Consider the following 23376-nt stretch of genomic DNA (forward strand, 5'->3'; position numbering starts at 1 on the left):
TGAATTGGGAAAGAACTTAAGCCCGCTCCCCCAATTCCTCCACATTCACACTGTTGTGACGCAACGCTTTGAGGGCCGTGTCGACGATACCATCGGCATCGAGCCCCGCCATGGCATATTGTTTCTCCGGCTTGTCCTGATCGATAAATTCATCGGGCATCCGCATGGTGCGGACGGTGAGCCCGGCATCGGTCAAGCCGTCATCGCTCGCCATGGTCAGCACATGCGCGCCGAAACCGCCGACACTTGCCTCTTCGATCGTGATCGCGACTTCATGGCTGGTCAGCAATTGCCGGATCAGGTCATTGTCGAGCGGTTTGGCGAAGCGCAGATCGGCCACCGTGGTGCTTAGTCCCATCGCATCGAGACGATCCGCCGCTTTCTTGGCCTCTTCGAGCCGTGCACCCAGCGACAGGATCGCAACTTTGCTGCCATGGCGCACAATCCGGCCCTTGCCGATTTCCAGCTTTTCAGGCGTATCGGGAATGGCTGCGCCCGTGCCAGCGCCGCGCGGATAGCGAACCGCGATGGGGCCGTCGTCATAATCGGCCATAGTATGGACCATGTTGGTCAGCTCCGCCTCGTCGGCGGCGGCCATGACCACGAAGTTCGGCAAAGTCGCGAGATAGGCGATATCGAAACTTCCGGCATGGGTCGAACCGTCGGCCCCGACGAAACCGGCCCGGTCCATAGCAAAACGGACGGGCAGGTTCTGGATCGCCACATCATGGACGACCTGGTCATAGGCGCGCTGCAGGAAAGTGGAATAGATGACCACGAACGGCTTCATCCCCTGCGCAGCAAGCCCGGCACCGAAAGTCACCGCATGCTGCTCGGCAATACCAACATCGAAGGAGCGGTCGGGAAAAGCAGCGCCGAATTTGTCGACACCCGTGCCGCCGGGCATCGCCGCGGTGATTGCGCAAATGCCATCGTCTTTCTCGGCTTCGGCAATCAGGGCGCTGGCGAAAACATTGGTATAGCTTGGCGGTCCGCCGCCCGGGCCCTTGTCCTGTTTCCCGGTCACGACATCGAACTTGGCGACGCCGTGATATTTGTCTGCGGATTGCTCGGCGTGGGAATAGCCTTTGCCTTTTTGCGTCACAACATGGATCAGACACGGCCCCTCGGCCGCATCGCGCACATTTTCGAGCACGGGGATCAACTGATTCATGTCATGACCGTCGATCGGGCCGACATAGTAGAAGCCCAGCTCCTCGAACAGCGTACCGCCGGTCACCATGCCGCGTGTATATTCGTCTGCTTTTTTGGCCGTTGTTTGCAAGCGCTTGGGAAGCCTTTTTGCGACTTTCTTTGCAATATCGCGCAGGCCCAGAAACTCGCGCGACGAGATCAGGCGCGCCAGATAGCCGGACAGACCGCCAACAGGCGGCGCGATCGACATGTCATTGTCGTTGAGGATGACGACGAGCCGATTGCCCGCGGCTTCGGCATTGTTCATCGCTTCATAGGCCATGCCCGCGCTCATCGCGCCGTCGCCGATGACCGCGATCGCCTTGCCTGGCTTGTCGGCCAGCATGTTCGCGGTGGCGAAACCCAGCGCTGCGGAGATCGATGTCGAGCTGTGCGCAGCGCCGAAAGGATCATATTCGCTTTCGGACCGCTTGGTGAAACCCGAAAGCCCTTCGGCCTGGCGCAGTGTGCGGATGCGATCGCGCCTTCCGGTGACGATCTTGTGTGGGTAGCATTGATGCCCGACATCCCAGACCAGCCGGTCTTCGGGCGTGTTGAAGACATAATGGATGGCGGCCGTGAGCTCGACCACGCCGAGCCCTGCCCCCAGATGCCCGCCGGTAACCGAAACCGCGGAGATAACCTCCTCCCGCAGTTCGTCGGCAAATTGGGTCAATTGTTCGGGATTGAGCTTTCGCAGATCCGCCGGATACTCGACCTGGTCGAGCAGCGGGGTAATGGGGCGATCGGACATGAGTAACGCAACCTTTCTCGATTCGCTCTTTTAGGGGCGGGGAAAGCCGGAGTCGAACCGGCTGGACACCGGCGTCAGCCGCATTCGGAACACAGGCCCCGCACTTCGATCACCGGCCGTTCAGGATTGAATCCCTGTTGCCGAGCCGCCGCGCGCACACCGTCGGCAAGCTTGTCGTCATCGAGATGGGTCGTTTCGCCACAGCCATCGCATACCAGGAAGATGCAATCATGCACGCAATCGGGGTGGCGGTTGACGAGATAGGCATTGGCGCTTTCGATCCGCCGCGCAACATTCGCCGTCGTGAACAGATCGAGGATACGATAGACGCTGTTAGCCGCCACCCGGCGCTCCTGCGCGTTCGATACCGCTTCAGCGATGTCATAGGCGGATGCCGGGCGCTCGAACGTAGCGAGCGCATCGAACACGGCTGCGCGCATCTTTGTCCATTGCTCGCCGGACCGTTCGAGCGCTATTTGCGCGGCGGACGACAAGGCAGCACCCTCGTGCAGGACATGGTTGTGATTGTGAATAGCCATGGATCAAAAGGTAAGCGCGATGCCGCCGCTTCGCAATCCCCGTACGGCCCGGCTACCCACAACCAGTGCCGGGAGGGCGGCGTCAGGAAAAGGCCCGGCGGTTGAGATCATGGCCGAGCGCGAGAAGCCCAACACCGAGGATCGTATAGAGCAGTTCCATATCGCCATGCGGCAGAGACAGGGCGCCCGCCATCGCACCGATCCCAAGCGAGCTGATCGCTACCGGCAGAAGATAGCCATGTTTAAGCGCGCCGCGCCCGATTGCGACAATTCCGAAAAGGATTGCGAGCACCAGGCCAACCTCATGGACAATCGGATCGAGCAGGACACCGCCGGCCGACGAGGCCAGCGCCAAAATGACGGAAACCGACAGGCAATGGACGAGACACAGGCCCGACAGCCCAATGGCCCATCGGTCCAGCACACCATTTTCTGTCGCCAATCGCGGCATTGAGGCAAATTCCTTCTCGCCAGCACGACTCATGTCGCCCGGTCATCGACCAGATATGATATTACACGGAAGATACAATATCACACAACAAGAAAATCCGGGTGTTGGCAATCGGTCGCAGGAGGCATATCTCCATCGGCAGCATGACCGGCTCCGCTCCCTCCCCGTCCACATCCGCGCCATACTGGCCCAAGGCCGTCGCCTGGTGGCTGCTCGGTGTCGGCGCGCTTGTTTTCGTTATGGTCGTTGTCGGCGGTATCACGCGATTGACTGAATCCGGGCTTTCCATGGTGCGCTGGGAACCGATCTCCGGGATAATCCCCCCGCTCAACGCGGAACAGTGGCAGGCGGAGCTCGACGCCTATCGCGCGACGCCCGAATACATCCAGGTCAATCACGGCATGTCCATGGCGGAATTTCAGGCGATTTTCTTCTGGGAGTATCTCCACCGCGTGCTGGGGCGGCTAATCGGCCTCGCTTTCGCCCTGCCCCTTGCCTGGTTCTGGATGAAAAAGGCCATTCCGTCCGGCTATCATCTGCGGCTGGTTGCACTGCTCGCGCTTGGCGGGCTGCAGGGAGCGATCGGCTGGTGGATGGTGGCAAGTGGCCTCGTCGACAGGCCGGACGTCAGCCATATCCGGCTCGCCGTGCATCTGATGACAGCATTGCTCATTCTGGGCGGACTGGTCTGGACCGCGCTCGACCTTTTTGCGCTGCACAGGAATGCGGATGCCAGGCCCGCGCGAATGACAGGCTTTGGCTTGGTGGTGATCCTCATTCTCGCCGTCCAGATCATGCTCGGCGCGTTCACCGCAGGGCTGGAGGCGGGCTACGCGTTTTCGACCTGGCCGATGATGGGCAGCGAATGGTTCCCGGCCAACACACCGATGCTCGGCGGCTTCTGGCGGAACTTTGTCGACAATCCCATCGTCGTCCAGTTCAGCCATCGCTGGTGGGCGGTTGTTACCGTGATCGCGCTTGTCTGGCTGGCGCGCAAGGTGCGCGCGGACAACCGCGTGGCCTCTGTGGCTATCCACAGCGCCTTCGGCACGCAGTTCCTGCTTGGTATCGCAACCCTGCTGACCGGGGTGAATATCGCCGTCGCCACCGCACACCAGGGCGTCGGCGCGCTGGTCGTTGTAACGACAGTATGGGGTGTTCATCTGATCGGCCGCCCGCCAGGATGAGCGCGATCGCGACGGTCTATGCGGTATTCGGCTCGCACGACGAGGCCGAACGCATCGGCCGGGCCATGATCGACACACGGCTGGCCGCCTGCGTCAACATTCTCGGTCCGGCCCAATCCCTTTATCGCTGGCAAGGCGCTGTCGAACAGGCGAAAGAGGTTCCGGCTCTGTTCAAGACATCCGCCGGCCTTGCCGAACGGCTGATCGCCGAAATTGCCGCAATGCACAGCTACGATGTGCCGGCGGTCTGCCAATGGCCGATAGAGCGCGCCGCACCAGGATATCTGGATTGGGTTTTGGCCGAAACGGGAGCCGCCGAGTGACTGCACCCCGCTCGCTTGCGCTGGCTGCCGGCATCGTGCTGTTCACCGCCCCGACGCCTGCACAGCCTCCGCAGGGCGCCTCAAGCGCCGAAGCGGAAATGCAGGTGATCGAATTCGCCTTTGCGCCGCCAATCGGAACGATATTGCGATATGAGCAGGTTCGCGCGGGCCTTGTGGACGGGCGTCCTTCAGGAGCGAGGCTCTTCTACGACTATTCCTTCGAACGACGCGAGGGCGGATATCTGGTCTGGGTGGAACTCACCGGCATCGAGGGGCTGGGCAACGAACAGCGCGCGCGGCTCGCCGAAACAGTCGCGGCGCCGATGCTGAATATCCGCTATGCTATCGAACTCTCGCCCGATGGCGGCCCCCTCGCTATTCGGAGCGAAGAGGCCGTCTGGGCGGCCACGCTGGATGGCTTTGCACTCATCGAGTCCGAAATGCGGTCCCGGACCGGTATCGGCGAGGAAGAACGCGCCCAGATGCTGGGGATATTGGCGGCGATCCGGGAACAGGATGGCGCACTCCGCCGGAACGGCATGTTGATCGTGATCGACGACCTGATCTCGCTTGCCGGACGCACCATCGCGATCGGCGAAAATCCGCATGAAGACGATATCGCATCTCCGCTCGGCGGAACGGTTCCGTTCACCGGCACGATCTCCGCCGGGCTGGTTGCCGAAGACATGGCCGAGATCGAAATCGCCGGAATCGCCAATACTGCTGGGCAGTTCGCGATCCGCGAGCAGGTGCAATATCGGGCCGCTCCATCCAGTGGACTCGTTCACCGCATGGAGCGCTCCCGCGCATTCGAAGCACGCGGGGGCGCAGAAACGCAGCCCTATCGCGAGACCGTTACCATCCGCCTGATCGAAGAAATCCCGGCAGGCGACCGGACCAGCACGGGTTCCAATTAGGTCGGCATCGGCGCCGCCCAACGAAACAGCTGCCATCTAGTGGTATTATAATACCCTTCTTGAAGGCCGCACTATGCTTGACCCAGCGGCGATTTGTCGCCAATAGGCCCGTCGAAATGCTGCTCCCATGGGGCAGCGTATCTGTTTTTTACACAAGCCGGGGCACCAAGCCCCTTATGGAGGTTGAGGCCATGAAAGGGCTCACGAAAACCACCCGCTCGGCCAATAAGTTCGAAGTGGAAAAGAAATGGGTGCTGATCGACGCGGAAGGTCTGATCGTTGGTCGCGCCGCTGCCGAGATCGCGAAGATCCTGCGCGGCAAGCACAAGCCGAATTACACACCGCATATCGATTGCGGCGACAATGTTATCGTCATCAATGCCGCCAAAGTGCATTTCACCGGCAACAAGACGAGCGACAAGGTGTATTACAAGCATACCGGTTATCCGGGCGGCCTGAAGGAAACCACGCCGGAACGCATTTTCGAGGGCAAGTTCCCCGAACGCGTTCTTGAGAAAGCCGTCGAACGGATGATCCCGCGCGGCCCGCTTGGTCGCCAGCAGATGCGCAACCTGCGCATCTTCGGAGGCACCGAACATCCGCACGAGGCCCTCAAGCCAGAGGTCATCGATCTCGCTTCCCGTAATCGCAAGAACAAGGTGGGCGCATAATGTCTGACAAACGCCAATCGCTTTCCGATCTCAAAGAGATCACCGAAGCCGCCGCTGCCGAACCGGCAGCGGAAGCAAAGCCGGCTGCTGAAGCAGAAGCACCGGCGGAAGCCGCTGACGAAGCTCCGGCCGAAACCGTTGAAGAAGCAGCCCCGCCGGTTGAAGAAACCCCGCTCCGCGAGCAGGAAATCGACGATCTGGGCCGCGCTTATGCAACCGGCCGCCGCAAGGATGCGGTTGCCCGCGTCTGGCTGAAACCCGGCAAAGGCAAGATCACGGTGAATGGCCGCGATCAGTCGACCTATTTCGCTCGCCCCACGCTGCGCCTCGTCATCAACCAGCCGTTCGATATTTCGGATCGCAAAGGCCAGTATGACATCGTCGCAACCGTTAAGGGCGGCGGGCTTTCCGGCCAGGCCGGCGCCGTGAAACATGGCATCAGCCAGGCGCTTTCGCGCTACGAGCCGAAGCTGCGCGGTACGATGAAGGCAGCCGGGTTTCTTACCCGCGACAGCCGCGTCGTCGAACGTAAGAAATATGGCCGGGCCAAAGCGCGCAAGAGCTTCCAGTTCTCGAAACGCTAAAAGCCGCATATCGGAATCTGGCCTCGTCGACACTGCTGTCGGCGGGGCCATTTTTTTGCCTGCCGCGTCGCCCCGTCCCCGTGCGATGTCGCGCCGTTCTTTTTTATTCGCACAACAGCGGCTAAAGGCTTCCAAACAGAAATCGGGACGCAAGCGTGACAACCAGCCATATTACGCATCTTGAATGTACCCGTACGGGTGAAACGGCCAAAGCCGGCCGGTTGCACAATCTGTCTGCGGCGGGCGCGCCGCTCTTTGCCCGCTACGATCTCGACGCGCTTCGCGGGGTTCTGACCAAAGATAGTTTTGCAGGCCGACCGGCCAATTTCTGGCGATACAGCGAACTGCTTCCGGTTCGGGACCGAGCAAACATCTCCAGTCTTGGCGAGACGTTCACGCCCCTTATTCCCCTGGAGCGCCTTGCCGGCGGCAACGCATCGATAAAGGATGAAGGGAGGCTGCCCACCGGATCGTTCAAGGCGCGGGGCTTGGCGCTTTCGATCGCCATGGCAAAGGAACTGGGCGTCACGCGGGTCGCCATCCCCACCAATGGCAATGCCGGCGCAGCCACCGCCGCTTATGCCAGCCGCGCCGGGATCGAGAGCTTCGTTTTCTGTCCGGACGACACGCCCGACATCAATGTCCGCGAGACCGCATTGCAGGGAGGCAAGGTCTGGCGCTGCAACGGCCTTATCGATCAATGCGGCAGGATTGTGCATGCCGGCGAAAAGGAAGCGGGCTGGTTCAACATTGCCACGCTGCGCGAACCCTATCGCGTCGAAGGCAAGAAAACGATGGGAATCGAGCTGGCCGAGCAACTTGGCTGGCAGGTGCCCGACGTCATCTTCTATCCGACCGGCGGAGGCACCGGGCTGATCGGCATGTGGAAGGCTTTCGCCGAACTCGAGGCCGTCGGCCTCATCGGCTCGAAACGCCCGCGCATGATCGCCGTGCAGGCGTCCGGGTGCGCGCCGATCGTTCGCGCCTGGAACAAGGGAGCGCAATGCGCCGAGCGCTGGGACGATGCATCCACGGCCGCGGCCGGTATCCGTGTGCCTGCCGCCATCGGCGATTTCCTGATATTGCGCGCCCTGCGGGAATCGGACGGCTTTGCCATCGCCGTCGAGGAAGAGGAAATTTTCGATGCGCGCGCGCACACGGCCCGCGACGAAGGACTCCTTCTCTGCCCCGAAGGCGCTGCGACGGTCGCCGGTTACAGCAAAGCACTGGAATCCGGACAGGTCGGCCCTGATGACCGCGCCATACTCTTCAACTGCGGCAACGGCCTTAAATATCCGATGCCGGACGATGTGCCTCGCCTAGATCTCGATGCGCCGATTGACTGGGCGATGTTCGACTGACGAACCGGTTGGTTAACAGCTTTTTTACACCTACCCCATAAACTCATGCTCTGTTTACCCGGGGTAGAGCATTGCCTGACGCCAGCGACAATAGGACCGAGAGAAGTTGGCAGGGGAAACCGCGCTTTTATGTCCGCGAGCTCCTTCGCATCAGCGCGCGCACCGGCACCTTCCGTTACCGCGCTCTGCAAAACCAGATACGTTCCGCAAGTCACTCCTATTACAGCCTGCTGCCAACGGCGCTCATTCTGGCTCCGCTGCTGGTCCTGCTCTATTCCGACTCCACCACCCTGCACCGCTTGATCGTCGGCGCGATGCTTGTCGCGGCATGCTCGATATTCGGGCTTTTGCGTTTCTCGTCCACGGCCGTCGAGGACAAAATCGGGGACCCCCGATCACTGGCCGTGACGATCTGCATCAACGCAGCCGTCGCCGCAATCGGCTGGAGCATTATGCTGGATGCCTTCTATGCCGGCGGAAGCGAACAGATGCGGATATTTGTTGTCACATTGCAGGTCGGGCTGATCTGCATGGGTGCGCTGATGTTCATCACCCTGCCCTCGGCCTTTGCCTGTTTCTCGCTGCCGATCGCCCTCGATTTCATTTTCAGCGTCGTGATGCGCGACATCGCCGGGCAGTGGTTCCTGCTTCCGCTGCTCCTGATCCTGCTCTTCGTGCTCAGCCGCACGGTCGTCGACCAGTCGAGCCAGCTCGTCGCAAACAGCATGGCCATGGAAAAACTAACCGAATCGGAGGCCGAGCGCAGAGCCTTGTTGGTGGCCGAACAGGAGCGGGTAAAAATTGAAGGCAAGCGTGAGATTGAAGATGCCCAGTCCCGCCTCGCGGAGCGGGAAGAAATGGCCAAACAACGCCATAAGGAGCTGCTGGAACTCGGCGAACGTTTCAAACAGTCCGTTGTTAAAGTGGCGAGCGGCCTTGGCGAGGCAATCGCCAAACTGGACCTCTCATCCTCCGAACTGGCGAGGATATCCGGCGAAACGAGCACCGATGCGTCGATGGTTTCGGAACATGCTTCGGGCGCGAACAACGCCGTGCAGCTCGTAGCCAGCGCCGTGCAGCAACTCGATTCCTCGATCAGCGAAATTTCGGACCAGATCGGTAATGCCCTGACCCTCAATATGGCGGCGTCCGATGCGGCGAGCGAGAGCGATACCGCCATGAAGATACTGACCGAACGGACCGAGGGCATCGGCAAGATCGTGACCCTGATTTCTGAAATCGCGGGCCAGACCAATCTTCTCGCGCTCAACGCCACGATTGAGGCTGCACGCGCCGGAGATGCTGGCCGCGGCTTCAGCGTGGTCGCACAGGAGGTCAAATCGCTGGCCCAGCAGACGACAGAGGCCACCAACAAGGTCGGCCGTCAGCTCAGCGAAATCGACGACGCGGTCAAACAGGCCGTCAATGCGATGGCCAAGGCAACTCAGGAGATCGGCGGCATAACCGAAGTCTCACATTCGATCGCGTCGGCTGTCATCCAGCAGCGCGAAGCCACGCGCAATATCGGCGACAACAGCATTCAGGCCGCGCGCGATACAGACGATGTCCAGCAGAATATCCAGCGCGTCGCCGGCGCCGCCCAGAACAGCGGAACGCTAAGCGCCGATGTCAGTAAAACCGCCGAAAGCCTGGCCGAACAGGCAGATGCTCTGCGCAACGCAACGACCGCGTTTCTCGACGAGCTTAGCGCCGCCTGACGCGCGCTCCCATCATTCGCCGGTTGCCGCCGCCAGGTCGGTGAGAAACGCGCGGATGCGATCTCCATTCACGCCCAGGTCGCTCACCCCGACACGGCTCACGGACCGCATGTTGACGACGCTCCCCTCGCCATCAGGATTGGGCGTTATCCGCAGCACGACATCGTCCCTGAAGCGATAGATGGAAACGGTGTCCGTCGCCTCGATACGGCCGGCTGCCGGGTCGGCGACCGCCAGTTCCCATCCGCGATCTTCCACCAGTTGTTCCGCCGCTGCCACGGCGTCGGGGACCGATACCGGCACCAGGATCGGCTGAATATCGGCATAGGCTTCTTCATGCCACCGCCGCCAACGCGCCGCATTGTCGAGAACCGCAAGGTCAGCGCGGCCGCCATCGGGCACGACCTCGCGATTGTCAGCCCGCAGGGCGAGCGTAGTGAACTCCGGCGGGTTAGAGAGATCGGTGGTGATATCGTGGATCGGCGGCACCGTTGCAGCCTTGCCGAAACTGTATGACGCGTAACCGACAAAAGCACTCGCCAGCACAATTGCCACCAGCGGCCAGCGCAAACGCTTCCCATGCCGGCTCACCAGCAAAGCGACCACCGCCAGCAACGATAGCCCGCCACCCGCCATCGCAGCATAGGTCAGATTCCGCAGCGAACCGAGGCTCGTCTGCCAATCGATCATCCCGGCGCCCGTCCCCAGCGCCATTGCAACGGCAACAACAGGCGCGCCGATACCCAGCGCCACGCCAATGCGCGAAATCCATTTGATGACTGGATGCGGTGTCCGCCCCTGTTCGTCCGCCATAATTGCCCTCCCCTTTTCCTTCCGCCAGTCTAGCAGCGGCTGTCCAACCCGCAAAGCTTGGTGAAGCCCCATAGACAAGCAGGCCCGCTTTTGCGAAAGATCGCCGCCCCGACGCGGGTGTAGCTCAATGGTAGAGCAGCAGCTTCCCAAGCTGACGACGAGGGTTCGATTCCCTTCACCCGCTCCACGAGCGTCAGCTCTCAAACCCTCGATCTTTTCGGACGCCTTGGCCAAGACCTGGGCTCGGTGGTTCGTTTCCGCTTACCCGCAGCACTGAATGCGGTAGCGCCAATCGATGCACCCGCGGTTGACTCATTGGGCGGGGCAAACATGTTTTTTTCCGCGACATGCCGGCGACAGCTGACTAGTGGATCGCGATGGACGCCGCGAAAGCCAAACCCGCCACGCGTTTCGTGCTTGGCACGATTTTCATCTATGCTGTCGGCTTCGGCATAATCATGCCGGTATTGCCGCAACTTGTGGTTGAGCTGGGCGATGTGACGCTTTCGGATGCTGCGCGGATCGGCGGCTGGCTTATCCTCACCTATGCGCTGTTCCAGTTCGTCTGCGGGCCGTTTATCGGCAATCTCAGCGATCGGTTCGGCCGGCGCCCCGTCTTGCTGGTTTCGCTTGCCGGATTCAGTATCGACTATGCCGTGATGGGTTTTGCACCGACCCTGGCATGGCTATTCCTCGGCCGGGCCATCGCCGGTACTTTCGGCGCGGCCTTCTCCACCGCCTATGCCGCGATGGCGGACATCTATGACGAGAAAGACCGCGCCCGCGGCTTCGGTTTGATCGGTGCCGCCTTTGGAACGGGGTTTATCGTCGGGCCGGCAATTGGCGGCATCATCGGCGAGTTCGGGACGAGGTTGCCTTTCTTCGTGGCCTCGGGGCTCGGCGCGGCGAACCTGCTATATGGCTTTTTCGCCTTTCCAGAGACTTTGGCCCGGGAAAACCGGCGCCCTTTCAAGCTTATGCGCGCCAATCCGCTTGGCGCTCTGCTCAAGCTCCGCAATATGCCCGGCGTCCTTCCCATTGCGCTCATCTACCTCTTCTGGATGACAGCGCAGAATATCTATCCGACGACCTGGGCCTATTTCACCCAGATCCGTTTCGCATGGTCCCCGGGTATGATCGGCGTGTCACTCGCATGGACGGGCATGTTGATGGCCCTGGTCCAGGCTCTGGCAGTTGGCCCCATGGTGAAGCGCCTTGGCGAACGCCGGAACGCAATCATCGGGATCGCGCTCAGCGCAGTCGCTTATGCCTTATATGCGGTGAATCCCTGGGGTTGGGCCATTTTTGTGATCATGACAGCCACCGCGTTGGCCGCCCTGGGAGGCCCCGCACTGAGCGCGATGATGAGCCAACGTGTTCCAGCAAGCATGCAAGGTGAACTGCAGGGCTTCGTTGCCAGCCTAACCGCGCTTTCGGCGATTACCGCACCGTTGCTGTTCAATCCTTCTCTTGCCTATTTTTCAAGCCCGTACGCTCCCGTTTATTTCCCGGGCGCGGCATTCGCGATTGCCGCAGCCTTTGCAGCCACCGCATTGGTCATATTGCTATTCACGCGCCGGGCCGGATCGCACGCCGAAGCGAACTAGATACCGCCAGCCGTCACCTGCTGGCCCTGGTCTGCCAAAGCGGCCGTCAGCGCGGCAACGCATGTCGCAAGCTGCGCAGCATCGGTTGAGCGGACAACGAAATTGGCTCCTACCCTGCCTTCCCGGAAAAAGGGATAGCTGCCAATCTGGCATTCCGGATGCGCGTTCTCGACGGCTCCCAATATGTCCGCCACTTCGCTTTCGGCGGTCCAGCATCCGATTGTTTCGGATATCACCGGATCGCCGCCTTCAAGCTGCCCGGTAAGCGCATCCATCATCTGCGCCGCGATTGCAGGAATACCGGCCATGATGAAAATATTGCCGTGCCTGATACCCGGTGCGCCCGACATCCTGTTCTCGATAAGCTCGCCCCCATCCGGCACCCGGGCCATGCGAAGTCGTGCCTCGGTCAGGCCGCCTTTGTCGCCATAATAGCCTTCGAGCATCGCCCGCGCCCGGGGATGCACGATCACATCCGCCCCGATGGCCGCCGCTACTGCGTCAACGGTGATATCGTCATGAGTCGGCCCGATACCGCCGGTCGTGAACAGATAGTCGGTGGTGGCGCGCACTTCATTCACCGCTTCCGCAATATGCTCGATAATATCGGGCACTATCCGCACTTCGGCGAGCTGGATGCCCTGAACGTTAAGCCACTTCGCAAGTGCAGCAACATTCTTGTCCTGCGTCCTGCCCGACAGAATTTCGTCGCCGATAACGATAAGGCCGGCTTTCCAGATTTTCTTATTGTCCATGCCCTCGCCTTAGCGCGCCGACCAGCAGCGCGCAAAGCATCAAGTGTCTCAAGAATAACACAGGTTCCGAAAAAGGTTTTGACTGGGGACTAACTGACTCCGCAAACCGCCGAAAATGTAACATTAGTGACATTCCAAACATGTAGTGGGCGTTTCGAACGATCGGCAGCCGGAATAGATCAAGGCATCGATCACCGACTCAATCAACAAACCCATCGGGGACAATCATGCGATTTTTCAAAGTCTTTCTGGCCGCGAGCACGGCTTCGATTTCCATGGCTGGCGTCATCGCGACTCCTGCTGCAGCGCAACAAATCACATCGGGCATACAGGGTCAGGTGCAGGATGATTCGGGCAACGGCATCCCAAATGCGACCGTCGCCATAACCGACACCCGCACGGGCGCTACCAGCCGGATTACATCCAGCTCCGACGGCGCCTTCCGCGCCAGCAACCTTGTCACAGGCGGGCCTTACACAATTACGGCGACGGCCCCGGGTTTCGAGGGTCAGACGGTCGAAAATGTCCGCATCAACCTTTCCGGCGCGACATCATTGACTTTCGATCTCTCGGCCAGCACCAGCGAAGCGACAATCGTTGTCACCGCAGCGCGCGCCAATCTGGTTCAGCTCGCGGTTGGACCGGGCAATTCGTTCAACCAGGAAGTGCTTGAGAGCTTCCCCTCGATTTCCCGCGACGTTCGCGACCTGATCCGCATCGATCCGCGCGTCAGCCTCGATCGTGCCAATGAGGTCGACCGGATTTCCTGCCTCGGCGGCAATGACCGGTCCAACACCTTTACGGTCGACGGTATCGTGCAGGCCGATGTTTTCGGACTGAACGGTACGCCGTTTGCTGCACGCAACGCACTGCCGCTGCCTTTTGATGCAATCCGCGAAACTTCGATCGAGTTTGCACCGTTCGACGTCGAATATTCCGGCTTTACCGGCTGCGCCGTCAACGTCGTAACCCAGTCCGGCTCCAATCAGTTCCATGGTTCGGCCTTTTACACATTCCGGAACGAAGACCTTCGCGGCGACACGATCGACGGCAACGACTTTACCCCCGCACCGTTCGAAGAGAAGCGCTGGGGCGTTACGCTGGGCGGGCCGATCATTCCCGACCGCCTCTTCTTCTTCGGTGCCTATGAGGAAACCGATCTTGGCGACGCAAACGATACCGGCCCCACAGGCGGCGGTTTCCCGAACGAAACCAATTTCGCCACCCAGGCGCAGTTCGACGAATTCGCGCAGATCGCACAGAGCGTCTACGGCGTCGATGTCGGCGGCTATCCGCGTTCACTGCCTGAATCGAGTGTCCGCTATTTCGGCCGACTCGACTGGTATGTGAATGACGACCATCGCGTCGAAGCCACTTATCAGCGGCTCGAGGAAACCAATGTCGAATCCGATACGGGCGACCAGGAACTGACAGGCCTGAACAGCTTCGAAGATGAAGGCACGGTCTCCGACTATTATTCGCTGCGCGTCTATTCGAACTGGAGTGAAGATTTCTCAACCGAACTGCGCGTGTCACGATCAGACCTGACGGACGTTCAGGGCCCCGTCGGCGGCGGCGAAGCGCAGGACGGCAATCCGATCACGCGCCTTTCGGTTGGCGTAGTCGGCCCGACGCAAAATGGCATCCTCAGTGCCGGCCCCGGCATCTTCCGTTCGGCCAATGCGCTTGAAACCCGGACAGACCTGGCCCGTATCACCGCCAACTGGCAAAATGGCGATCACGACATCAAGTTCGGCGCCGAGATCAACCAGCTCGATGTGTTCAACCTGTTTGCGATCAATGCGACCGGTACGCTCTTCTTCCGCAATCTTGACGATTTCCGGAACGGCATTGTTGCCGATGGCGCGTTTTCGAGCGTGTTCGGCGACACCGCCGACAATATCGCAGCGGGCCTTGTCGGCGGCGGCACGATCAACGCGACACCGAGCGGCGACATCAACGAGGCAAGCGCAACCTTCGACCGGACCATCTATTCGGTCTATGCGCAGGATGACTGGCAGGTTACCGATCAACTCAGCATTCTCGCCGGCATCCGGCTTGAATGGTATGACGGCAGTGCACCGCGGGTTAATCCCAATTTCCAGCAGCGCTACGGGTTCGGCAACAATTTCGGCTTCAGTCAGCTTGATCCTGTTCTCCTGCCGCGTGTCGCATTCACCTATAATTTCGAGGACTATGAAGGCTTCCTGCGTAACAGCCAGCTGACCGGCGGTGTGGGCATCTTCTCGGGCGGCGATCCCATCGTTTATTTCTCCAACGCCTTCTCGAACAACGGCTTCTCGAGCGCGACCGGCGATACATTCAATGCCCTGTGCGCCGGCATCCGCAATCCGGACGGCACGATCAATGTCGTGCAGGGTGGAACCTTCACGGGCTTCCCGGCCTGCGCCACTCAAGCGGCATCAAACCGGGCCGCAGCCGGCCTTGCCGACACTCAGTCGACGGATCCCAATTTCGAAGTTCCAACTGTTGTTCGGGCCAATATCGGCTTCTCTTCCGAAATCGGTTTCGGCCAGGGCTTTTTCGACAACTGGCAGATGCAGGTCGATTATATCTACAGCCACTTCCGGGACCCACTGAACTTTGTCGACCTGTCCCAGGTTGTCGATCCGACCCAGGGGCTGAACGGCTTCACGGCCGATGGCCGACCGATCTATGTGGCCATCGACCCGACCAATGCGGGTTGTGCGCTGACCTTGAACGGCACTGGTGGAACGCCTCCGACCTATTCCGGGACTTTCTCCAATGCATGCCGGACCGGACGCGACGACGAAATCCAGCTGACCAATGGGCGTTCTTATGACAGCCACGTCTTCTCGTTCAGCCTGTCCAAGATGTTCGATCGCGGCGTCTTCACCGAAAATGGCAGCGTGTTCGTCAACTTCGGTTATGCCTGGACAGATTCGAACAACTTCCGGAACAACAACAGCTCGACGGCAACGTCCAGCTTCGATGAATCGGCAGCCTTCGACCGGCAGAACCCGGCAAACTCCACGTCGAACTATGAGACGCGGCACGCCTTCACCTTTGCGGTGAACTTCACTGAAGAATTCCTCGACGGATATGACACGCAATGGGGCATGTTCTTCAGCGCCCGCTCCGGCCGGCCCTACAGCATGACGTTCGATGGCGGCGGTGTATTCAACGACCGGTCCTCGGGCAACGACAATGCCCTGCTCTATATCCCGAGCGGACCGAACGATCCGAACATCTCGCCGCTCTCGGTACAGTCCGAAGTGTTGGAACTCATCAATTTCGCCAACAATTTCGATTGTTCGCGTGAAGCCATTGGCACGACGATCCGGCGCAATACCTGCCGCGAAGACTGGACCTATGATCTGGACATGCGGATCAGCCAGGAACTTCCGGGGCCGGGCAGCTGGTTCGGCATTGCCGACGACCGGTTCGAGCTGTTCGCGGATATCGACAATTTCCTGAACCTGCTCAACAGCAGTTGGAATACGTTCAAGACGCGTGGCCGGTTTGGCGACGGGCAGGTCGTGGACATTGTCGACCTAGACGGTATCGACGATCAGGGCCGCTACATCATTTCCGGCTTCAACCCGGATTTTGAACAGCAGGTTTCGACCTCGGCTTCGGCATGGCGGATCCAGATCGGCGCCCGCTACACCTTCTAGGGTTCCGACTTTCCAGGATTGGAATTGAGGCCGGCGGCAAGCAATTGCCGCCGGCCTTTTTCTTGTGCACTCCTGCACGCGCCCGGGACACGCCGGTTCGCGCGGAATTTATCGCGCGCCGTCGCCAATCAATGTAAACGGGGCCCAGAAGGCCGGATGCGCCCAACTCGTTTGCCCCGTATCGTGGCCGAGATCGTCGCGCACTTCCTGCATCGCCTGCTGAAAGGCGCTGGCCCGGCTGAGCTCGCTGTCGGCCTGGCGCAACGCAATGGTCCGCACGGTAAGGCGCGCCGCCACCTCGTCATTCACCGGCCAATAAGATGCGAGAAGATTGCGCGCGCCCGCATAGAAGAAAGCGCGGGCAAGCCCGGACAAGCCCTGCGAGCTGCCTCCATCCCCTGTCGCCGTGTTGCAGGCCGATAGAATAACCCAGTCAGCGTCCAGCCTTAGCGCCGATACTTCGGAAGCGGCGAGATAGCCGTCGTCGAGCGCACTCGCCGTATCCGGCGGTGTGAACACAAGGCCCGGTTCGGCAAAATCGCTGATCTCGCCCGCCATCAGGCCATGGGTCGCAAAGGCGAGAATCGCGGCGCCGGACAAGTCCGCTTCCTTGACGGCGGCTTCCGTCGCCCGCTCCGCCAACCAGACCGAGTTTTCCGGCGCGTCCAGCGCATTGCGCATATTTTCAAGCTCGATCGCAGTTCCCGGAAGCCGCGCCATAGATCGGAGCGCCCGGACATTGGCCACGCCTCCGCCCGACCGCGCAAGAACCGCAGAAGCATCCAGCGCCCTTGCTCCCCGGTTCATACCCCGCGATTGCGCCTGACCATCGAGCACCGGATCGCCGAAGCCGGCAAATCCCGTCGCTCCGCCCCCGGATGGTTCGAAACGACGCAACAGGTGAAGCGACTGGATCGAGGGAATATGGGTAAGGGCATGCGCGTCGGCGAACCAGTGTGTGGCGCGCAGGGCCTCCGGATCATTATCGTCCCCTTCCGGTTCCTGGGTAACCAGGATGGAGAAAGGCAGTCCAGACAGCGCCCCGCCCGCCGCGATGAAGACATGATTCCTGCCCTCAATGGCCTCCGCGACGGGGGCGATAACCGCATTGTAAAGTGCAAAAGCCGTGGACCGGTCAAAAGGAAAAGGCGATCCGGGTGCCTCCAGCGCCAGCCAGGCAGCCTCTTCTTCAGGCGAGACCTCCACATTCGCGCCGACTTCCCAGCGAAGACGCCGCACCGCCGCTTCTATCTGCCGCGCCGTCCAGTCCGACTGTGCCCAGCCGAAACTCTCCCGACTGACTGCCATGATATGAGTACCGCGGCCGGTAGGCACCGTCAGCAAGATCGCCTCGTCCGGACCCAGCATGGCCTGTGCCTCTTCAACGCTCAGGCTTTCAGGACGGATCAGCGCGAAATAGTCCGGGAATTCTTCACGCAGCCGCGCATCAATCTGCTCCATCGCGTCTTCGATTTCGGCGCGCTCAGTCCGCGCCGCCGCGCGATCTTGCTCGCCCGCGGAACGCGCATCGGACATGGAAAGGCCGTAGCTTTCATTGTTCTCGGCCCAGCGATTGCTCAGCTCTTCGCGCTGCCGAACCAGAGCACCGAGCCCTTCCCCGGCCTCATCGGCAAAGCGGCGGATCGCCATGCGGATAATGGCCCGATTGGCGGTGCCGGCCATGGCATCCTGCAGCGCCTCGAATGCCTCTCCCGCCAGTTCGCGGTCGGTCGCCTCACCCGCTGCCCAGACCGTATCGGCATACAGGGCAAAGGTTTGGCTCTGATCGGCCTCTTCCCGTTCGAGCTGCGCCTCGCCGAAACTGCCGGAAACCGTCTCGCTGCGACGGCGACGCAAACCGGTCAGCAACAGGCTCGCCGGTTCGAGTGCCCTGACCGCATCGCCAAGCTCAAGGCGCAAAGCAGTCAGATCATATGCGGTCTGGATAGTGCTGGGATGCGTTTCCCCCAGCAGCGCGCGCTCCCCCGCCAATGTCCGCGAATATAGGGGTTCGGCGTCCTCGTTGCGGCCCTGGCGATGATATTGAACAGCCAGGTTATTGACGGTGATCAGCGTATCGAAATGCTCCGGCCCGAGCACCCGCTCGCTGACTTCCAGAACCTGCAGGCGCAGGCGTTCGGACTCAGCGTAGCGACGCTGGTTATTATACAGGCTCGCCAGATTATCCATTGCCACAAGCGTCGCCGGATGGTCCTGCCCCAATGCGACGATGCTGCCCTCCATCGCTCGTACATAGAGCGGTTCGGCTTCGTCGTAGCGCTGTTGGCTGTCATACATGGCGGCGAGATTGTTCACCGAAGTCAGCGTTGTCTGATGGTTTGCGCCCAGAGTACGCGTCGCCGCCTCCTGCACCCGCAGGAACAGGGGCTCAGCCTCTGCATAGCGCTGTTGCCGGTTGTAGAGGATCGCCAGATTGTCGGCCGACACGATTGTGTTCTGATTGTCCCAGCCAAGCGTTCGCTCGCTGATTTCCAACACCCGCAGATAGAGCGGTTCCGCCTCCGCATAGCGCCCCTGCCGGCTATAGCTGTAGGCGAGATTGTTGATGACGCCCAGCGTATTGGGATGATCGGGCCCGGACACGCGTTCACGGATTTCGAGCACCTGCAACAGCAGCGGCTCGGCCTCCGCCATACGGCCGATCATGCCGTAAAATGTGGCCAGGTTGTTCAATGCTGTCAGCGTTTGCGGATGTTCGGGCCCGAAGACCCGCTGCCTGCCCTCTATGGCGCGATTGAGAAACAGCTCGGCCTCGTCATATCTGCCTTGCCGGGTATAGAATACGCCGAGATTGTTGATTGTGCGCAGCGTATCGTCGTCATCCAGGCCCAGCACTCGCTCGGCAATGTCGAGCGCGCGCGCATAATGGGATTCTGCCTGTTCGAACCGCCCCTCATCGGCGGCCTGTGCGGCGGCGCTCAGCAAGGCCCGGACCGACCGGCGATCGTCGCGGATTTCAACGCGCGTCATGCCCGGAGGCGCCTGTTCGGTCTGCGGTGCGCGGGCGGCAGCTGGTTTTTCCATGACGGAAACAGCCTGGGCCGACGGCCATAAGAGCAAACCGCTGGCGATCAGCATTTTTGCGGCGCCCCGTGCCGGTACACTCTTTCCACCACTATTACGCGCCACCTCAGCTCTCCTCGTGCCGCGACCCGCTTATGGCATAGCGAAATGCCGTTCGGTTCGCTATATCGCGTTCCATGAACCAATATCAGACGATAACCGCGGCCGATCCGGTCGCCCGGGACGGCTCGATCAAACTCCACGACGAGGCCGGTTTTGAAGGGATGCGCGCCGCTGGCAGGCTGGCCGCCGAAGTTCTGGATGCGCTCGTTCCCCATGTCGTACCCGGCGTAACGACACAGGAAATTGACGATATTGTACTGGACCGGATGAAAGCCGGCGGCGGCATTCCCGCAACGCTCGGCTATCGGGGATACACAAAAAGCTGCTGCACCTCGATCAACCATGTCGTGTGTCATGGCATTCCGGGCAACAAAACCCTGAAAAAGGGAGACATCGTCAATATCGACGTGACCCCGATACTCGATGGCTGGCACGGCGACACCAGTCGGATGTTCACGGTCGGCAAGGTACCTATCAAGGCCCAAAAGCTGATCGACGTGACCTATGAGGCCATGATGCTTGGCATAGAGCAGGTTAAACCCGGTGCCCGCCTTGGCGATATTTCACACGCCATCCAGCAGCACGCCGAAGCGCACCGCTATGGCGTGGTCCGCGATTTTTGCGGTCACGGACTGGGCCGCCTTTTCCATGACGCACCCGAAGTTGTGCATGCCGGGAAGCCGGGAACCGGCCCCGAACTGAGGCCGGGCATGTTTTTCACAATCGAACCGATGATCAACATTGGTAAGGCAAGCGTTAAGGTTCTCGACGATGGCTGGACGGCCGTAACTCGCGATCGTTCGCTTTCCGCGCAGTTCGAGCATTCGATCGGTGTTACCGAAGATGGCGTCGAGATTTTCACCAAGAGCCCGACCGGACTGGACAACCCTCCCTATAACTAGAATCCCGATCTACAGGGTTATCTGGTCAGTCGCTCGGCTAACCCTACAATTGCAACATGTCGCCTCCTAGGCCAATAAGGATTGGCATTTGGGAGAGTGGTACATGCGTTTTTGGTTCGGACTGGCATTGGCACTGGGCCTTGCGGCCTGTTCATCAGGCGGTGAAGATGGCTCAGGCATCAGTACAGAGCAGGGTACGGCCAAGGTCGACGGCGATTTTCTGGCAACTGGCGGCGACGGCAGCGACTGGGCTGCGGCAAGCTACAGCTATGACGAGCAGCGCTTCAGTCCGCTCGACCAGATTACGGCGGAAAATGTCGGCAATCTCGGTATTGCATGGTCGGCCGAACTTCCCGATGCCCGCGCGCAGGAAGCAACGCCGATCGTTGTCGACGGCGTCATGTATCTCACCGGCCCCTGGTCCAAAGTATTCGCTTTCGACGCCAGCAATGGCGAACCTCTCTGGACCTTCGATCCTGAAGTTCCGCGCTCCGTGCTGCAAAACACATGTTGCGACGCGGTCAATCGCGGCGTGGCCGTTTGGCGTGGCAAGCTTTACCTCGGAACGCTCGATGGCCGCCTGATTGCGATCGACGCCCGCACCGGCGCGCAACTATGGTCAGAGCAAACCACGGACCCCGACCTCCCCTACTCGATCACGGGCGTTCCGCGGGTGGTCAACAATCGCGTCATCATTGGAAATGGCGGCGCCGAATTCGGCGTGCGCGGTTATGTATCTGCCTATGATGCCAATACCGGCGCGCTGGACTGGCGCTTCTACACTGTGCCCAATCCAGATGGCGAACCCGACAATGCCGCGTCCGACGAGGTATTGCAGACGGCATCGCGCACATGGTCGGAAGGCGGCCAATGGCGCGAATCCGGCGGCGGCGGAACGGTTTGGGATTCCATTGTCTACGATCATGAACTGAACCAGCTCTATATCGGCGTCGGCAATGGCAGCCCATGGAACCATGGCGTGCGCTCCGATGGGCAGGGAGACAATCTCTTCCTCTCATCCGTTGTCGCACTCAATCCCGATACCGGCGAATATCTCTGGCATTTCCAGGAAACGCCCGGGGAAAGCTGGGACTATACGGCTACGCAATCGATCATCCTGGCCGAGTTGGAAATCGACGGGCAGCCGAGAAAAGTGATCATGCACGCGCCGAAAAACGGCTTCTTTTTCGTGATCGATCGCGAAACGGGATCCCTGATTTCAGCCGACGCCTTTGTCGAAGGCGTGAACTGGGCCACGGGATATGATCTGCAAACCGGCCGGCCGATCGAGAACGAAGCGGCCCGTTTCTACCGGACCGGAGAAATGTTCATCGCCAACCCGGGCCCGATTGGCGCCCATAACTGGCAGCCAATGGCTTTCAGCCCGCTTACCGGGCTTGCCTACATTCCGGCCAATATCGTGCCTTCGGCCTATATGCCCCCGACCACCGACGAACATTCCCAGCTGAACCCAATCGGTTTCAATACAGGCCTGAACTTCGAGGATGGCGCTTTACCGCGCGATCGCGCGACGCTTCGCGCTGTCATCTCGACAGTGCGGGGCGGCCTTGTCGCCTGGGATCCGGTGGCGCAGGAAGCGCGCTGGACCGTCGACTATGACACACCCTGGAATGGCGGCATTCTGACAACGGCCGGCAACCTTGTATTCCAGGGCACCGCGACCGGACAATTCAAGGCTTATGCTGCCGATACCGGAGAGGAACTGTGGTCGATGGATGTGCAGTCCGGCGTTCTTGCCGGGGCATCGACCTTCCTGATCGACGGCGTTCAGCACATCGCCTTCACGACCGGTCGCGGCGGCGCTTTCCAGATCACGGCGGGCGCGGCGGACATTACCGCCGGAGAGGTGCCGAACGTACCGCGCCTTATCGTGCTGCGTCTCGATGGAACCGGCGTATTGCCCGACGCACCCGATACCGAACAGATTCCGCTCGACCCACCGGCATCGACTGGAACCGAAGCAGAGATCGCCCGCGGCCAGCAGCTCTATTATCGCAATTGTATGGTCTGCCATGGCGAAGGCGCGGTTGGCGGCGGCATCAATCCCGATCTCCGCTTCTCCGGCTACCTTACGGTGGACACCGGCTGGCGTGATGTGGTCATCGGCGGGGATCTCGCCGACAACGGAATGCCGAGTTTCTCCAGTGTCCTTTCACCCGAACTCGCCGAGATGATCCGGCTCTACGTTATCGACAAGGCTAATGGCGATCTAGAAGAGATGCAGGCTCGGCGGGAAGAGGAAGGCACGACCGACGACCAGTCCTGAACCGGAGGAGACGCGGCGGCAAGCATCTGGCCATGTGCACCGGTTCCCATTGATCATCCGGCTTGCGACTCTGCCCCCTGCCCGCTTATGACAGTGCGAAAGCGGCGCTGGCCGCACCCTGAGGAAAGACGCACATGAAAAAGATCGAAGCGATCATCAAACCTTTCAAGCTCGATGAAGTGAAGGAAGCGCTCCACGACATTGGCGTAAACGGGATGACAGTAACCGAAGCCAAGGGCTTTGGCCGGCAGAAGGGCCATACCGAATTGTATCGCGGCGCGGAATATGTCGTCGATTTCCTGCCCAAGGTAAAACTCGAAGCGGTTGTCGACGATGGCCTGGCCGACCGCGTTGTCGAAGCAATCCAGAATGCTGCCCAGACGGGACGAATCGGCGACGGAAAGATATTCGTCTCGACAATCGACCGCGCTATTCGCATCCGCACAGGCGAACAGGATAGTGACGCAGTCTAAACGCTTATAATTCTGCGAAAAAATATTTTTGTGC

18 protein-coding genes and 1 tRNA gene are annotated in these 23376 nt (G+C 60.5%); 13 read left to right on the forward strand and 6 right to left on the reverse strand.

Features of this window, described 5'->3' with window-relative positions; all coding sequences use genetic code 11:
* Window positions 1–16 precede the first annotated feature (16 nt).
* From dxs to DFR46_RS05560, 3 genes are all read right to left on the reverse strand, one after another.
* Window positions 17–1948 carry a 1-deoxy-D-xylulose-5-phosphate synthase gene (gene dxs / locus DFR46_RS05550; protein ID WP_116235543.1) on the reverse strand — a complete coding sequence of 644 codons (1932 nt, stop codon included), beginning with the start codon at window positions 1946–1948 and terminating at the stop codon, window positions 17–19.
* A gap of 74 nt (window positions 1949–2022) precedes the next feature.
* Complete coding sequence (locus DFR46_RS05555; RefSeq protein ID WP_116235544.1) at window positions 2023–2487, reverse strand: Fur family transcriptional regulator; 465 nt, start codon at window positions 2485–2487, stop codon at window positions 2023–2025.
* 82 nt (window positions 2488–2569) lie between these two features.
* Complete coding sequence (locus DFR46_RS05560) at window positions 2570–2938, reverse strand: MerC domain-containing protein (protein WP_116235545.1); 369 nt, start codon at window positions 2936–2938, stop codon at window positions 2570–2572.
* 143 nt (window positions 2939–3081) lie between these two features.
* Here DFR46_RS05560 and DFR46_RS05565 point away from each other — a divergent pair, with 143 nt between their 5' ends.
* From DFR46_RS05565 to DFR46_RS05595, 7 genes are all read left to right on the forward strand, one after another.
* Window positions 3082–4125, forward strand: a complete 1044-nt coding sequence (locus tag DFR46_RS05565; protein ID WP_116235546.1) for a COX15/CtaA family protein — start codon at window positions 3082–3084, stop codon at window positions 4123–4125.
* On the forward strand, window positions 4122–4448 hold the full coding sequence (gene cutA / locus DFR46_RS05570; RefSeq protein ID WP_116235547.1) for a divalent-cation tolerance protein CutA: 327 nt from the start codon (window positions 4122–4124) through the stop codon (window positions 4446–4448). Before DFR46_RS05565 ends, cutA begins: the two co-directional genes overlap by 4 nt.
* The gene (locus DFR46_RS05575; RefSeq protein ID WP_116235548.1) at window positions 4445–5365 is read left to right on the forward strand and encodes a hypothetical protein; all 921 of its coding nucleotides are present in this window, start codon (window positions 4445–4447) and stop codon (window positions 5363–5365) included. Before cutA ends, DFR46_RS05575 begins: the two co-directional genes overlap by 4 nt.
* A 191-nt stretch (window positions 5366–5556) precedes the next feature.
* Entirely contained in the window at window positions 5557–6036 is a 480-nt protein-coding gene (rplM, locus tag DFR46_RS05580) for a 50S ribosomal protein L13 (RefSeq protein WP_116237173.1), read from the forward strand.
* Window positions 6036–6620, forward strand: a complete 585-nt coding sequence (gene rpsI, locus DFR46_RS05585; RefSeq protein ID WP_116235549.1) for a 30S ribosomal protein S9 — start codon at window positions 6036–6038, stop codon at window positions 6618–6620. Before rplM ends, rpsI begins: the two co-directional genes overlap by 1 nt.
* A gap of 155 nt (window positions 6621–6775) precedes the next feature.
* Complete coding sequence (locus DFR46_RS05590) at window positions 6776–7981, forward strand: threonine synthase (protein ID WP_116235550.1); 1206 nt, start codon at window positions 6776–6778, stop codon at window positions 7979–7981.
* Between the two features lie 71 nt (window positions 7982–8052).
* Window positions 8053–9699 carry a methyl-accepting chemotaxis protein gene (locus tag DFR46_RS05595; RefSeq protein WP_116235551.1) on the forward strand — a complete coding sequence of 549 codons (1647 nt, stop codon included), beginning with the start codon at window positions 8053–8055 and terminating at the stop codon, window positions 9697–9699.
* A 12-nt stretch (window positions 9700–9711) separates the two neighbouring features.
* Here DFR46_RS05595 and DFR46_RS05600 read toward each other — a convergent pair whose 3' ends face one another.
* Window positions 9712–10512: a DUF1499 domain-containing protein gene (locus DFR46_RS05600; RefSeq protein ID WP_162843397.1), complete on the reverse strand. Its 801-nt coding sequence runs from the start codon at window positions 10510–10512 to the stop codon at window positions 9712–9714.
* Window positions 10513–10625: 113 nt separating this feature from the next.
* Between DFR46_RS05600 and DFR46_RS05605 the strand changes: the two genes are divergently transcribed.
* Window positions 10626–10699: transfer RNA gene (locus DFR46_RS05605), tRNA-Gly, on the forward strand.
* A gap of 190 nt (window positions 10700–10889) precedes the next feature.
* Window positions 10890–12119: a TCR/Tet family MFS transporter gene (locus DFR46_RS05610; protein WP_116235553.1), complete on the forward strand. Its 1230-nt coding sequence runs from the start codon at window positions 10890–10892 to the stop codon at window positions 12117–12119.
* Here DFR46_RS05610 and DFR46_RS05615 read toward each other — a convergent pair.
* Complete coding sequence (locus DFR46_RS05615; RefSeq protein ID WP_116235554.1) at window positions 12116–12874, reverse strand: competence/damage-inducible protein A; 759 nt, start codon at window positions 12872–12874, stop codon at window positions 12116–12118. The two genes, DFR46_RS05610 and DFR46_RS05615, sit on opposite strands and share 4 nt — an antisense overlap.
* Window positions 12875–13101: 227 nt before the next feature.
* On the opposite strand from DFR46_RS05615, the gene DFR46_RS05620 reads away from it, so the two are divergent.
* On the forward strand, window positions 13102–16533 hold the full coding sequence (locus DFR46_RS05620) for a TonB-dependent receptor (protein ID WP_116235555.1): 3432 nt from the start codon (window positions 13102–13104) through the stop codon (window positions 16531–16533).
* Window positions 16534–16641: 108 nt separating this feature from the next.
* Here the strand turns inward: DFR46_RS05620 and DFR46_RS05625 are convergent, their stop codons facing one another.
* Window positions 16642–19683 (reverse strand): CHAT domain-containing protein, encoded by a 3042-nt coding sequence (locus DFR46_RS05625; RefSeq protein WP_147297626.1) that lies wholly within the window; start codon window positions 19681–19683, stop codon window positions 16642–16644.
* A gap of 71 nt (window positions 19684–19754) precedes the next feature.
* On the opposite strand from DFR46_RS05625, the gene map reads away from it, so the two are divergent.
* From map to DFR46_RS05640, 3 genes are all read left to right on the forward strand, one after another.
* Entirely contained in the window at window positions 19755–20582 is an 828-nt protein-coding gene (gene map / locus DFR46_RS05630; RefSeq protein WP_116235557.1) for a type I methionyl aminopeptidase, read from the forward strand.
* Window positions 20583–20685: 103 nt separating this feature from the next.
* Window positions 20686–22869: a PQQ-dependent dehydrogenase, methanol/ethanol family gene (locus tag DFR46_RS05635; protein ID WP_116235558.1), complete on the forward strand. Its 2184-nt coding sequence runs from the start codon at window positions 20686–20688 to the stop codon at window positions 22867–22869.
* A 134-nt stretch (window positions 22870–23003) separates the two neighbouring features.
* Window positions 23004–23342 (forward strand): P-II family nitrogen regulator, encoded by a 339-nt coding sequence (locus DFR46_RS05640; protein ID WP_116235559.1) that lies wholly within the window; start codon window positions 23004–23006, stop codon window positions 23340–23342.
* The last annotated feature ends 34 nt before the right edge of the window (window positions 23343–23376 follow it).

The organism is Parasphingopyxis lamellibrachiae, from assembly GCF_003385775.1.
Classification (GTDB): domain Bacteria; phylum Pseudomonadota; class Alphaproteobacteria; order Sphingomonadales; family Sphingomonadaceae; genus Parasphingopyxis; species Parasphingopyxis lamellibrachiae.